The 14,536-nt window shown below is 40.0% G+C and carries 8 protein-coding genes; 7 read left to right on the top strand and 1 reads right to left on the bottom strand.

Annotation, left to right across the window (positions count from 1 at the left end; genetic code table 11):
* The first annotated feature begins 451 nt into the window (after positions 1–451).
* The 7 genes from ACKWB9_RS01615 (at position 452) to ACKWB9_RS01585 (ending at position 11,778) form a co-directional block, all read left to right on the top strand.
* On the top strand, positions 452–4,129 hold the full coding sequence (locus tag ACKWB9_RS01615) for a DUF2341 domain-containing protein (RefSeq protein WP_414001230.1): 3,678 nt from the start codon (positions 452–454) through the stop codon (positions 4,127–4,129).
* A 137-nt stretch (positions 4,130–4,266) separates the two neighbouring features.
* Positions 4,267–5,088: a helix-turn-helix domain-containing protein gene (locus tag ACKWB9_RS01610; RefSeq protein WP_414001229.1), complete on the top strand. Its 822-nt coding sequence runs from the start codon at positions 4,267–4,269 to the stop codon at positions 5,086–5,088.
* A 264-nt stretch (positions 5,089–5,352) separates the two neighbouring features.
* Positions 5,353–6,651, top strand: a complete 1,299-nt coding sequence (locus tag ACKWB9_RS01605) for an Ig-like domain-containing protein (RefSeq protein ID WP_414001228.1) — start codon at positions 5,353–5,355, stop codon at positions 6,649–6,651.
* Positions 6,652–7,021: 370 nt separating this feature from the next.
* Positions 7,022–8,692 carry a helix-turn-helix domain-containing protein gene (locus ACKWB9_RS01600; RefSeq protein WP_414001227.1) on the top strand — a complete coding sequence of 557 codons (1,671 nt, stop codon included), beginning with the start codon at positions 7,022–7,024 and terminating at the stop codon, positions 8,690–8,692.
* A gap of 97 nt (positions 8,693–8,789) precedes the next feature.
* On the top strand, positions 8,790–9,398 hold the full coding sequence (locus tag ACKWB9_RS01595; protein ID WP_414001226.1) for a hypothetical protein: 609 nt from the start codon (positions 8,790–8,792) through the stop codon (positions 9,396–9,398).
* Positions 9,399–9,552: 154 nt separating this feature from the next.
* Positions 9,553–10,251 carry a hypothetical protein gene (locus ACKWB9_RS01590; protein ID WP_414001225.1) on the top strand — a complete coding sequence of 233 codons (699 nt, stop codon included), beginning with the start codon at positions 9,553–9,555 and terminating at the stop codon, positions 10,249–10,251.
* 366 nt (positions 10,252–10,617) lie between these two features.
* Positions 10,618–11,778: an MFS transporter gene (locus ACKWB9_RS01585; protein ID WP_414001224.1), complete on the top strand. Its 1,161-nt coding sequence runs from the start codon at positions 10,618–10,620 to the stop codon at positions 11,776–11,778.
* 583 nt (positions 11,779–12,361) lie between these two features.
* Here the strand turns inward: ACKWB9_RS01585 and ACKWB9_RS01580 are convergent.
* Positions 12,362–14,479 (bottom strand): peptidylprolyl isomerase, encoded by a 2,118-nt coding sequence (locus ACKWB9_RS01580; protein ID WP_414001223.1) that lies wholly within the window; start codon positions 14,477–14,479, stop codon positions 12,362–12,364.
* Positions 14,480–14,536 lie beyond the last annotated feature (57 nt).

The following is a 14,536-nucleotide window of genomic DNA, read 5'->3' as shown; positions in this document are numbered from 1 at the left end:
GACTTTCAGATGATTCCAAAAATCACTAAAATATTGAAAATTAGATATTAATATTCTACCTTATTTATCAACTGCTTTCATAATTTAGAAACCAATCTATTATATAAATGGTTGACCTTCTCCAGTTTCACACAATGATTTAACGCTATCCAAAATCTACTCCGATGATGATTACAAAATCCTTGGAATTCGGTTTCAATCCATTCCTTATCTCAATAAACACATCTAAGAGCTTTAAACCGAAATGAAGGTTTAGAAGAATCAAGAATAACCTTGACAAGACTAAAAAACACTAATCAGAGAATTTTGGTGTTGGCATTAAAAGTATGCAATGCAGATGACCCAATACAATTAATTTTATTGTATACACAAGTGTTTATTGTGGTTACACAACAAATTTTTAGCAGATTTCCCAACGTGGTATACATTGCTGATAAATTTAAAATGTCATATGCATCGACTATCCCCCAAGTCTTTTTTAAAACCCTTTTTTTTCTTTCTGTTATTCAATTTCAGCCTTCAAGCTCAAGTGGATATTACCATTGAAGTTAATTGGCCCAATTGGTCATCGGACAATAGGGTAACTTTCCGAAATCCTTCGAACATTCAAATAGGAGCTACAATATGCGATCCAGTTAATTGTTTTAATGCAGCGTCCAATACTTCTTATGACAATATAGGTAGTCGTGAATTGTATAGCAGTGTTTTAGAAGGAACGGGATATTCCATCGAACTCGAAGATGCTTTTGGAGATGGTTGGAACGGAGCAGGTTCATATGTCAGGGTATACCAAGATGGTGTTTTGATAGTGGATACAGATTTGACAGGTGGCAATTCGTCTACAGTCACCTTTGATATTGTAACACTGGTAGATACCGACGGAGATGGGGTTCCGGACGATACAGATTTGGACGACGATAATGATGGTATTCCCGATACCCTGGAGTATTGCTCCACTATTGAATTGCCCAATTTACCTTCCATAAACGCTGGAGGCGCAAGAACAATCACATATACACATACCGATACGGGATATTTGGAATTTGACTTTAACACATTGGATAATTCTTTTCAATTATCCGTTAATGGCACCAATATACACAATAGGATAATACAGTTTGAGAACGGTGCCCATGACCCGGCCACAGAAGTGTTGATGAGAACAGTTTCAGGAAACGTGTTGATAAATACCCCATGGGTTGCCAATACTAATGGACTACCAAGAATTAAGGTAATAATCGATGAAAATGGAAATGTGTTTTTATATGGGACGAGAAATACAACATCAATCAGCCTTGAGCCTTTGGGAACTAACGATTCAAGTACTTTCAATTCCTTGCCATGGATACCTGGCAATACCAACACCTTTGTCATTACCAATCCAGATGAAGGGGGCCCTGAAGGACTATCGGGAGATTTATATTTAAATGACATTTGTGATTCCGATGGCGATGGGGTATCAAATCGTTTTGACCTGGATTCCGATAACGATGGAATTTATGACATTGTCGAAGGTGGTGCCTTGACCGTGGCCGGAGTGATCGATGCCAACAATGATGGAATTATTGACGGTGTTGGTACCGACTTTGGCACCAATGGCCTTCATAATAATCTGGATGATGTGGAAACACTTACCCCAGTACTGCAATATTCAATAATGGATTCGGATTCAGATATGGATTATGATCCATACGAACTGGATTCCGATAATGATTCCTGTAATGATGTCATAGAAGCCGGTTATACCGATGATAATGGAGATGGCCTTTTGGGACCTTCGCCACAAACCTTTGATACAAATGGGATGGTCACAAGTGGTTCTGATGGTTATACAACACCTGATGACAACAACGGAAATACCGTATACGACTTTCAAGAAGTGGTTACACCCACTGTTACGGTACAACCAAGCAATGTTGGTGTATGCGGGGGCGGAGGAACAAGTTTTGCCGTTACCACCACAGATACCGACGCGTACCAATGGCAGGTAAGCGTCAATGGCGGATTGAATTTTAGTGACCTTTCCAATGGAGGAATCTATTCAGGAGTTGACACCGCGACCCTAACACTTTCAAGTACTTCGATATCGGAAGATGATAATCAATACAGAGTAATGATAACCAATAATGCCTATGTATGTGGAAGCAGTACCATGTCCAATGCCGCCATTTTAGATGTACAAGAGAATCTTGCTGTGAATGCAGGTGCGGACGATAGTCTTTGTTCAAATTCAGTATATATCTTGGACGGCAGGGTTTTAAATGCCTCAACAATAACATGGTCCGGAAGTACGGGCATAAGCAATACTGGCATTGCCAACCCTACATATACCCCCACTGCGGCTGAAATTACAGCAGGAACGGTAACTTTGACTTTGACAGCGGAAGGTATAGGGGCATGCTCGACAGGTCCAATGGCCGATACGGTAACTTTGACCATAGAATCGGGTCCTACCGTCAATGCAGGGACTGACGATACTTTTTGTGCTGACGGCACTTACAATCTCGATGCTACCGTTACCAATGCTTCTGCGATATTATGGTCGGGGAGTTCAGGAATCAGTGATACAAGTTTAGAGGACCCTATATATACCCCAACGGCCGCAGAGATTGCAGCGGGAACTGTGACTCTAACCATGGGAGCATATGGTACAGGAGGATGTAATCCCTTAGGAGTGCCTAACTATGCTTATCGAAAAAAAATTACAGTAGACTCGGATAGGGTCATAGGCAGCTCTGATTTTACAGACTACGCACTTTTGGTAAATACAATCGATCCGGATTTGAGAACAACTGCGAACGGAGGAAAAATTGAAAATGTAAATGGGTATGATATCGTTTTTACAACTTCGGATGGTACTACCTTGCTTTCGCACCAATTGGAGAAGTATGATGAAGTAACGGGCGAACTGGCCACTTGGATCAGTATCCCAACCTTAAGTACAACGACGGATACGGTTATTTATATGTATTATGGGAATGCGGGGGCAACAGATACTTCAACCAACGGAATTTGGCCGGCAAACTATCAAACCATATTGCATTTAGGGGAAGACCCAACGGCAACGGCCCCTCAAATGGTGGATGCAACAGGAAACACAAATTCGGGTATCGCCAATGGCATGACCTCGGGCAATACGGTGGCAGGGATTATTGGGGATGCATTGACCTTTGACGAGATCGATGACTACATTAGGGTCCCTGATTTCGATTATACAGGTTCAAATGCCTTTACGATATCTTTTTGGTTTAAGATCGCCGATAACACAGGGTCATCATACCAGTACATGTTCGGGCATGGAGGGTTTAGTACAAATAATTCCATGAACGCCTATTTGGGAGAATCAGGTGTTGCACCAGGTACAGGGGAGAACACACTGCGTACAGTATTTCAAGATTCCAATGATGCGACAAATTTAAATGGATTGGATGCTGGGACATCCTATATCGATGGTCAGTGGCATCAATATACGTTCACGACCACATCATCTGGTAATCCAAGAGTTTATATTGATGGAATCGAGAGATCGGAGATTACCTTTAACGGAGGAAATTCCTATAACCCCACAACAGATATATTTATTGGATCACGGTCCGATATTTCAGCTGCACGTTTCTTTGGAGGTGAATTGGACGAAATAAGAATTTTAGATAATGCCCAATCAGCCGATTTGATCATTACGGAATATAACAATCAGAGTGTCCCTAATGATTTCTATCATATTGGGGCCGAAATAGATTTGACTCCTATAACCGATACAGTGACACTGACCATTGAACCTGCCCCTACAATTGATGTTCATCCCACAGGTCAAACCGCCTTTGCAGGTACAAATACAGTCTTTTCAGTTACGACCAGTGATGCTGACACCTATCAGTGGCAGGTGAGTATCGATGGAGGTGCAAGCTTCAATAATATAATGGATGGCATGGATTATACAGGTACGCAGACGCAATCTTTAACGGTGATCAGACCGGATATTGATAAAAACGATTATCGATATAGAGTACAAGTATCAAGTTCGGGCACATCCTGCATATCGGTGACCTCGAACCAAGCAATTTTGAATATGAGGGTTGCCAGAGTATTGACGAATAGAAGAATCACGTACAGGGTCAAAAAGATATGATTGATAACTGTTTCTCAAAATAACTTTTTGGGTCGAGTTTTACTAAGCTTCAGTTAAGTAATATAAAAATTATTCGTCTGCGGTTCTATTTTCTTTATTTTAGAGTTCCTATGTAAACATAACGATCAACGCTTAGAATGTCACACCCGACCGTCACTCCATTTCCCATCATAAATTCCAGATTAAGGCCTTTTATAAAGCGTATTTGTCTTGTTGAAAACACACTTGCCTCTCCACTGACACAGCAGGTTCCCCCTATTGGGGCGATTGGACTTACTTTTATCTTGAAGAAAGGAATTGAACTTTATATTGACGGACAGAATATTCCCTTGAACAAGAGAAGTTATATCATAGGCCATGTTACACGTGAAGGAATTTCCGTCATACATGAAGGTGAGGTGGCGCAAATGGTCATAGACTTCACTCCAACGGGCTTTTATAGGATGTTCAAAAAAAACTGCCGGACCTTTAATAATAGACTGGGCGATTTCTCGGAAATAGATGCCAAACCCCTTGAAGTGGCCCTGGAAAATAGCTCATACGACCACAAGGAAATCCATAAGATTTTTGAAGATTACCTTTCTTCCAAAATCGAAAGTGCCTTACCAGAAGTGCCTTTTGTGGAAGAAGCGTTGGCGCTAATGCACCAAAATTTATTGGAAAACCATCGTATTGAGGACATTTCCAACAAGGTTGGCATAGGCCAACGCCATTTGTCGCGCATGTTCACAAAAACCGTGGGAATATCTCCAAAAAAATTCTTTAGAACCTTACAATGGAACCATATCATGACCATAATAAGCATGAACCAAAAGGATTCAATGACAAAATTGGCCCTTGCCTGTGGTTTTTATGACCAGCCTTCTTTTACTAATGAGTTTAAACGGTTTATGCAGATTCCCCCCAGAAAGTTTATCAACGGACGGCTCCAATTGGCCCAATTGATGCTTAAAGAATAAACTCTTCAACTTTAAACAGGGAGGGATCGGCTTCAAGAAATTCTTTTATTAAGCTTTTAGAAAAGTCTGAAAGTAATATTGAATCCATGAATTGAGTAATCGTCAACATTTTTTCTAGATTCAACAAAGGCCCTCACCAAGTTTTTCAACGTTTTAAGGTAAATAAGAAAATGTCCTGATTTTTTGAATACAAAAGAAATAGGACTTTGCATGCTTGAGGTGGCAGTAGATTTGAGGTTTTTTAACCTTAAATTTTACTTGAATATGACACCTACAAAATATTTGTTCGTTATGGTTTTAACTGTCATGATTTTCAATGCATGTTCTACCGATCCTTCAGATACCGGCCTAGTGGATTGCAATGGAAACCAAGTCGAGACTTTGGTTACAGAAATTGAATTGGATCAATCCCGTATCAATTTAAAAAAAGGAGATGTCCTTTTACTTTCTGTAACTACGGATATTGGAGATGATTCAGTTACGTGGGTAAGTGACAGTCCAGAAATAGCCCAAGTCGATAACCAAGGTGAAGTCACCGCATTAAAATCAGGTTCTGCCATAATTACTGCAAAAACCTGTAATGCGGAAACTACGGCCACCTTATCCATAGACCCCGATATTTATATTACAGGCAGTGAAATTATGACTACAGAATCATTTTCGGGATCATTGGCCACGTACTGGAAGAACGGTAAAAAAGTAACCCTTAGCAATCTTGAACAATCTTCAAATGCGCATAGCATTTTTAAAGAAGAGGGCACTCTATACGTGGCGGGTCAGCAACGATTTGGATTGTCATCACAAGCAAAATATTGGACACAGGATAGTGAAACATCGCTTACAAGTGGAGAAGGTTATGCCATAGCCAGATCAATTTTTGTGGACGGAGGGGATGTGTATGTGACCGGTACGGAAAAATTTTCTTCAGGTAATACAATAGCGAAATACTGGATAAACGGCCAAGAATTTCCACTTACCGATGGTTCAAACAGAGCATTTGTATCCTCTATTTATGTTGCCAACGGGGATGTGTATGTGGCAGGGACGGAGCAAAATGGGGCGACCCCAAATAGATACGTGGCAAAATATTGGAAAAATAACCAAGAGTTCATCCTAACTGACGGGACAGATGATGCCGGGGTAAGGGATATAGTTGTTATCGGCAACGATGTCTATGTGGCGGGCACTGAAGGAAGTGTGGTAAAATATTGGAAAAACGGCGAAGCGGTTTCCCTTTCCGATGGATTTGAAAGTGCCGCAGCGCATTCAATCCATATAGATGGTGATGATATATATGTGGCTGGATATGAATATGGAAACGGTTCATTTCAAGAAGCTGCGGTATATTGGAAAAACGACGAAAAATTTGTACTCACTAACGGGGTTTATCGTTCCTATATAGCCGATATTACCGTGCACAATGGCAATGTCTATGCCGTAGGGGCAGTACAGGATAGCTCATCAGAACCAGAACTCCCAGTATATTGGAAAGATGGAGAACGCAATACATTACCCGTTGTTTCTGGTGGTCGAGGGAATGCAGATTCTATTTTCCTTGATTGACATAAGGATTTTTAATAAGATCCAAATTCTGACATGAAACAAGAAAAATCCGTTGAAACATTCAAAATCATCCGTTTATGTCTTGATTCCAAATTAAACAATCTATTATGTAAAAAATTATATGTAAATACAATTGATTCCTCCTATGGGCAATTGGATCTATTTTCTTCTTGAAAAAAAAATAGGACACTATATTCTGCTATATACCTCGATTCCTCGATTAAAATGTAGTGGAAAACGTTGTGTGTGCAAAAAGTCCGTTTTTTACAAGTTTTTAGAAAAAATCGAAAGTAGTTTTGATCTCTTGATTTGGGCTAACATTTGTATTTCCCAAATCCAGTTGGTTTCGTTAACTCCATAAAAGCGCAATTTGAGCTGGAACATCTACAACGGCACAATATTACTTCTCTCCCTTTTTTTGATAATCATGGCGTTGCTCCAATTGATGCAATTAAAGGACAATCACACGGCCAAGTATTTTTTTGGATTCATTGTTTTGGCAAACCTTGTCATTCTTCAGGTAATTCTTATTGATATTGGGGTTACTAAAGCCTATCCTATAATTTTACTGTTTTATTTACCATACCAGTTTCTATCGCCCACAATTTTTATGGCATTTACCTGCTCTTATATAGGAAAGGCAAACCTTTACAAGCGCTACAAAAAAGCATTGCTTTTACCTTTTGTACTGGTTTTTTTGGCATATACTTTTTTAAAGATCAATCTAATATCGGATTACGCATTGCTATCAAAAGAAACGGCCAAATATATCAATGCCCATTACGATGAAAATCTGGCTTTGGCTTTTGCCATGCTCATGGGTGTATGGGACTATTGGATTATCAAGAACTATGAAAACCGGATAGGCAATCTGTCATATCATGTAGTCAAAAAAAAGACCAAATGGTTAAAGATTGTATTTGTTACATTGATTGTGCTTTGTTTTGTTTGGGCCAGTGTCATTCTCTATATCCATATCACCCCTGAAGTGGAAACCTCAAAAATATACTACCTCATTTTTTTCCTATTCTTGGGATTCTATCTCACACTTTCCTTTTTGGGGCAAAACCATCTCAATAAAGTCAAAAAACGCAAAGAACAGGAAAGGATATGTACCGAGACTATTGCGAACGAATTCCAAATAAAAGGATTGAACAAAATTTTCTCTGTTGAAGAATTGGAAACCAGTCAATATGAAGCCACCAATATATTGAGCTATTTTGCAACATCACTTTTTGACAAGAATACTAAAGATAGCGTACTGTGGGACATTTCCAAGAATTGCATCTCACTTTTAAATCTCGAGGACTGTGTTATTTACACCTTGGACCCCAAAAAAAAGATCCTAATTCAAAGTGCAGCATATGGAGATAAGAAAAAAGACGACAAAAAAATATTGAACCCCATTGAAATTCCTTTGGGGAAGGGTATCGTTGGTACAGTGGCATATACCAAAAAATTGGAAATCGTATCGGATACCGCTTTGGATAGCAGATATATTGTTGATGATAAAGAACGGTCGTCCGAGCTGGCCGTTCCCATTGTCCATGAAAATAAACTGTTGGGGGTCATTGATTCCGAACACTCCGCAAAGAATTTTTTTGAAGAAAAGCACCTTTTTCTCCTCCAGCTCATAGCTAAACTTACTGCCGCCAAACTACAACAGCTTTCTTGTAAAGGCATCCACAGTATTACCAATGACAATGCCTATTTTAAAGAGTTCTGCATACTGCTCGACAAAGATAAAATATATCGAAATCCTGAATTGAGCCTTGGAACGGTCGCCAAAAAACTCAACATCAGCACCAATTATCTTTCCCAGATGGTCAATCGTTTAAGTGGTTCCAACTTTTCGGATTTTGTAAACACGTATCGGGTTACGGATGCAAAACAAAAATTAATAGATCCACAATTTTCAAACTATACTGTACTTTCCATTGGCTTAGAGTCTGGGTTCAATTCAAAATCCGTGTTCTACGCAGCTTTCAAAAAACATACGGGCATGTCTCCCACCAAGTATAAAGAGGCAACAGTAAAATAGCTTGGTGTCCTGATTCTTTTAAATCATAAGATTTGGGACTTTCCCACAGGCCCCAAGTAGTAGTTTCGCCAAAGTCAATTTTAAATCTTATCAAAAAATGAAGTTTACAAAAAAGTTATTAGGATTATTTATTGCGGTAAGTCTTTTAATGGCCTGTTCCGCAGAGGACGGGGAAGATGGAGCTATTGGCCCTTCTGGATCTCAAGGGGAACAAGGTCCCGCAGGCCCTCAAGGAGAACAAGGGGACCCCGGAACCGCAAATGTTATTTATTCCGGATGGATTGGACATGGATTTGGCAATAGCCCGGTAGAAAGTTCAGCGGCGGGGTTTGATATTGAGGCTCCCGAAATTACCAATGCTATTCTAAACAATGGGGTTATATTAGTGTACGGTAGAAGGTTAAACAATGTAGCCGAGGAGGCCGATCTTACATATTATCTATTACCGTATACCTTTTATGGAAGCTTACAGGTAGAATATCGCTATAGGATCGAACCTCCAACAGATAGTTCCAACGGAGTAATCCGGGTCCAAGTTCGGAAATTGGACGATACCGATTTGAATGCGGATGCCACCTTGATTTCTGGGTATCGATATGTTATAATTCCCGGTGGAACCGAAGCTGGCGGAAAATCTTCAACAGCCGTGGATTATTCCAAAATGTCCTATGAAGAAATTACTTCTCTTTTCAAAATAGAAGATTGATATTCGTATAGGTTCTCCCAAACCATCAGTTTCCTGCCCGTAATCACATGGGCAGGAAATACGTTATAAACTTACAATGCCATATCCCGATACTATGAATATGTATCCTAGGAGTTTATTCAAAAAGCATCATTTTATCATACATGCATGGTCAATGACACTTCTCTTTGTGTCCATGCTATTTTCGCTTTCTTGTTCTTCCGGCCAAGACCCGGAACCTGAGGAAGAAAATGAGATTCCTCCGAATCAGTTAACGTTCAACGGAATACCTTGGACATTTTTTAACAAAGAGGTTTTTAGCGCTGAAGAAACAGAAAATGGAATTCAATTGGATTTGGAACAAAATGCCCTTTGGTTTCAGGCCAGTAGTGGCGGACTTCTATACCAGACTGTTTCTGGCGATTTTACCTTTTCCGCAACAGTGTCGGTTCGTCGAAAAAGTAATGGTTCCCTTGCTCCCAATTGCAATATTTGCCTCGGTGGTTTAATGGCACGAAACCCCAATGCGGATGGTGGTGAAAATTATGTCCATTTGGTTTCCGGCAATACTCCTGAAGAAACAAATGACGGAGTTGATGAGTTGGGCGTGGAACACAAATCGACCCTCGATAGCGTTTCATTCTTTAATACACTTCCGGACGGGCTTTCAGATCATGGACTACGCATACGGAGACAGGGAAGTAATTTTTCCCTCTATGTCAAGAACATCGGGCAAAGCCCATGGCAATTACTACATACCTATGACCGCCCTGATCTTCCAACGACCCTACAGGTTGGACTCAATATTTATACCGCAGTCAATGGAACAACTGCAGATTTAAGGGTTATTTATGAAGACATTGTACTCGAATAGGATAATTATTTAAAATCAAAAAAATGGAACCCTGTAAAATTTAGGGTTCCCAAAATCAAGTTCGGTTCTTGCCACAGCACTATATTACTTTTCAATGCTCACATAATGTCCTTGTAACTTTAGCAATTGCCTGTACTACTGGTATTACTTGGTTTTGCAACCTACTTTCTTTAAGGTTCCAAAGGTCTTCCATGCCATTTAATGGACAAAACAATTTTTAACAAAATATGGGCAAAATGTAATGGATTCCCAAAGCCTGCCCAATAGTATTAGGATTTTATTAAAAAGGAGGGGAAGTTATTTCATTTTTATTAGCTTAGCACATTGACCAAAAATATAAATCAACCTAAAAATCATTTAATATCTATGGAACACATAAATAAGAATAGATTGTTTATTGCTTCGTGCATGGCACTACTTGTGGCAGGATTATCCTTTGCCGTTAGGGCAAGATTGGAAACAGTTTTTGGACCGGAGGGAATAGGCCTAACATTAGAACAGTTGGGGTATGCCCTAGGGCCTGCATTTTGGGGCTATACGCTGGCCGTGGTTATAGGGGGGCCTTTGGTTGATGCACTTGGTATTAAAAAAATCACTTGGATCGGTTTTATCATCCATCTTATCGGTATCATATGGTCTATTGTGGCCGGAGATATGACCGCATTGTTTATGGCAACCCTGTTTATTGGTGCCGCCAACGGATTATTTGAAGCCGCGTTGAATCCTATGGTCGCATCCATGTACCCTAACGAAAAAACCAAAATGTTGAATAAGTTTCATGTGTGGTTTCCCGGAGGGATTATTATTGGTTCCATACTCGGATGGTTAATGATGGACGTTATGGGCCTAGGCTGGCAGTTATATGTTGCTGTTTTGTTTGTGCCGCTTATCGTTTATGCCCTACTATTTTTTGGTCAAAAATTTCCGGTCACTGAACGGGTTCAAATGGGCATTAGTACAGGCAAGATGCTATCGAGCCTAGGAAAGCCCTTGTTCATCTTTATGGTGCTTTGTATGTTTCTTACGGCCGCATCGGAACTAGGAACTACCCAACGCATTGAATCCCTGCTAAAGACATCTGGGGTAAATGCTCTTTTGGTACTTGCCTTTATTAATGGCATAATGGCTTTGGGCAGGGCATTTGCCGGTCAGGTGGTACACAAACTACAGCCATCCGGTATGCTATTGTTCTCGGCAATATTTACTTTTATCGGTCTTTGGTTAATGACCGTTACCAGCGGAGCAATGATTTTTGGGGCAGCGGCCATTTTCGCTATTGGCGTGACCTTTTTCTGGCCGACCATGTTAGGTTTTGTTGCAGAATATCTCCCGGAAACAGGGGCCTTGGGGCTTTCAATCCTTGGTGGGGCCGGAATGCTTTCCGTTTCATTGGTTTTACCCGTTATGGGGAACTTAATGGATAACGCCAGTCCGCTTGAAGCATTGCGGACCATGTCTTTATTACCCGCAATATTGATTATTGCTTTTACGGGCCTATACTTTTATATGAAAAAAAGAGCTTCTTAAACATAGGTAAGATCAAAACCGATTTACAAAAATAAAAAAGAGGCCGTCCAAAAAGACGGCCTCTTTTTTTACGGTTTAAATCACTTCCGGGTATATCATATATCATCTACACAGGCTTAAAAGTATTCTGTACGTCTCTTAAAAACCTATATTCCTCCCGCAAGATAACGGTCAATGCCATTAAATATATTTTTATTTAGTATTGTTGATCAAGACCAACTGGGAATAACATCCATAGGTTATTAATGGAACCCCAGGTTATGCCGAAAAGTATACCCTCAAAAGAATAAAAACCGAACACTCCAAAATCTTATTGTAATAATCCCTAAAAAGGTATCCGTAGCCATTGGTCGAATCAATATATAGTTACCCAAGATAAAGATGTGGGTAAAAAATAAAGTATAAACCCAAACCCATGAAAAAACTTATCCTGTGAAACAACATAGGGAATAATAAAACAAACGGGGAATTCAACCCCAAGGAATAACAGTATATCTCCCTGTGCTACTTATACCCATAAAACATATGCAGAACAATCCGCCAATACCGGAATATGACCGACCTCTAATCCGTTTTTATCAAATCAATAAAAAGTTGCTCTTTTGTCCTCAATATCGGCCGCTTCCTTTAATGCTTTGTAAACTGCGGAATTAACCCTATTTGCAGCATTGTTCTTAAGTGTATTGGCGTACGTACTATAATTATTCAACTCTGTGGCCGGAGTTCTTTTGGTTATCTCAATTTTAAAAATTCCAGAATTACCTTCAATAAGGCCCGAAGTTTCATTTTCTTCCATGCCATAAGCTATTCCAACGACCACGGGCTCATTACCCGCACCGGGAATTGTTGGTGATTTTACGGTCAGGGCAGAAGCCGTAGAAACCGTTATCCCATTATCCTTTGCAATATCTTCTAGGGATTTTCCTTTATTGGCCGCTATTATTTGAGCAGCTTTTCGCTCTTTTCTGATTCTAGGTAGTACTGTTACCGAGGCATCTTCGGGGCTCATTACTCCTTCCTTATAACTTCCGGTCAATTGGACTACGGCATATCCGTTATTGATATTGAACCGTTTGATATCCCCAACTTCCGTATCATCGTTAAAGGCCCATTGTACAATATTGCGTTGGGCGGAAAGGCCCGGAAGGTTCTCGTCCAATGCTTTTATCTTATTCACAGGACGCACCACATACTCACTTTTCTTGGCAATATCTGAAAATGAGGTCTCATCATCTATGGTATTCATCTCAAACTTGGTAGCATCCGTAAAAAGGGTATTAACGGTCTCCTCGGAAGGAACGACCTCTCTGGATAAAGTAGCTATTTGCACAACATCTTCTTTATCAACGATCCTAATGATATGGTATCCAAAATCGGTCTCTACCAAATCTATCGCCCCTATGGGATTGGAAAAAATAAACGTATCAAATTCTTCCGCCAGTCTTCCTTGTTGAAAATACCCCAGGTCTCCACCTTGTTGAGCGGAAGGTCCATCTGAGTTATCTTTCGCATATTCGGCAAAACCATCGACATTATTTTTTACTTGTTTAAAAAGTTCGTTCGCCTTGGTCTCGGCCTCTTCTTTGGTTCTTGTTATTTGAGGATTGGCACGGGTAGCACCTTTATAGGTTATAAGTATATGGCTGGACTTTACGGAGCCGTTTGCACGCCTTCCCACCATTTTAGAAACTTTATAGGAACCCCCATCTTTATATGGCCCATAAATCTCACCGGATTTCAATGCCATTAAAGTATCGGCAACGGCAGCCGATAAATTCTTTCTGGCTTTATAAATGGTATCGAATTTAGTATCCGAATTACGGTCTAAAAAAGCACTGACATCGGTAGTATTCCTAAAACCTTGAAGGGTGTCATTTTGATCTGTTTGGGAATTGTATTCTATTGTATCGTCCAATAATTTTGTAATGGTCTCCTTAACACTGGCATCGTCGGTATTGGAAGGTTTTTCTTCAAAATATACAAACTGGATATCCCGTGCGGGGTCTTGCTTAAACTCTTCCTTATGTTCTTTAATATAAGCGGAAATTTCACTTTTAGTAACCGTTATGGTAGTATCGGCAACAGAAGTAAAGGGTACACGAACGTATTTGATGTCCATTTTTTCATTGGCCAATCTATAGTCCAATTCTCCTTCTTTAAGTGTAGCGCCCACACCTGCTTTCACCAAGTTGAAATAGGTCTGTTCTTTGGCCAGTTGGATTATTTCCTGTTCCGTTTGCAACCAGACATCGTACTGTGCAGGGTTATTGGTCTTCCAATCCGCAACGGTCCGCTTAAAAATATTGGGGTCAAAAACCCCATTTTCATTCTGAAAAGCAGGATTTTGTGCATAACCGGAAGTTTTAATAAAATCTACGATTTGATCTTGTTCAATGCCAATGCCCAAATCGTCGAATTGCTCACTCAATATAGAACCCCTAACTTCTCTTTCCCATACTTGATTTACCAATTGCATGGAAGAAGTCGTTGGACCTGTTCTCCTGGATATTGTCTCTACTTTTTGCCTAAACTCGTCAATGGAGATTTCATTGCCATTGATTTCCGCAACGGACGAACCTACTTTTTCACCGCCAAAATTGCTACTGGTAAAAACCCCTGAAATTACAAATGCAAAAAGTGCCAAACCAATTATCAATATCAATACGGTCGTACGTTTTCTAATATTTTCTAAAACTGCCATCCTATTAATTCGTTAAATCATCCCGATAGTTATCGGGAGGCGAAATTACCATTTTTA

It is taken from the genome of Maribacter spongiae (assembly GCF_047345125.1).
Lineage (GTDB): Bacteria > Bacteroidota > Bacteroidia > Flavobacteriales > Flavobacteriaceae > Maribacter.
This window is presented reverse-complemented; position numbering and strand designations above follow the sequence as displayed.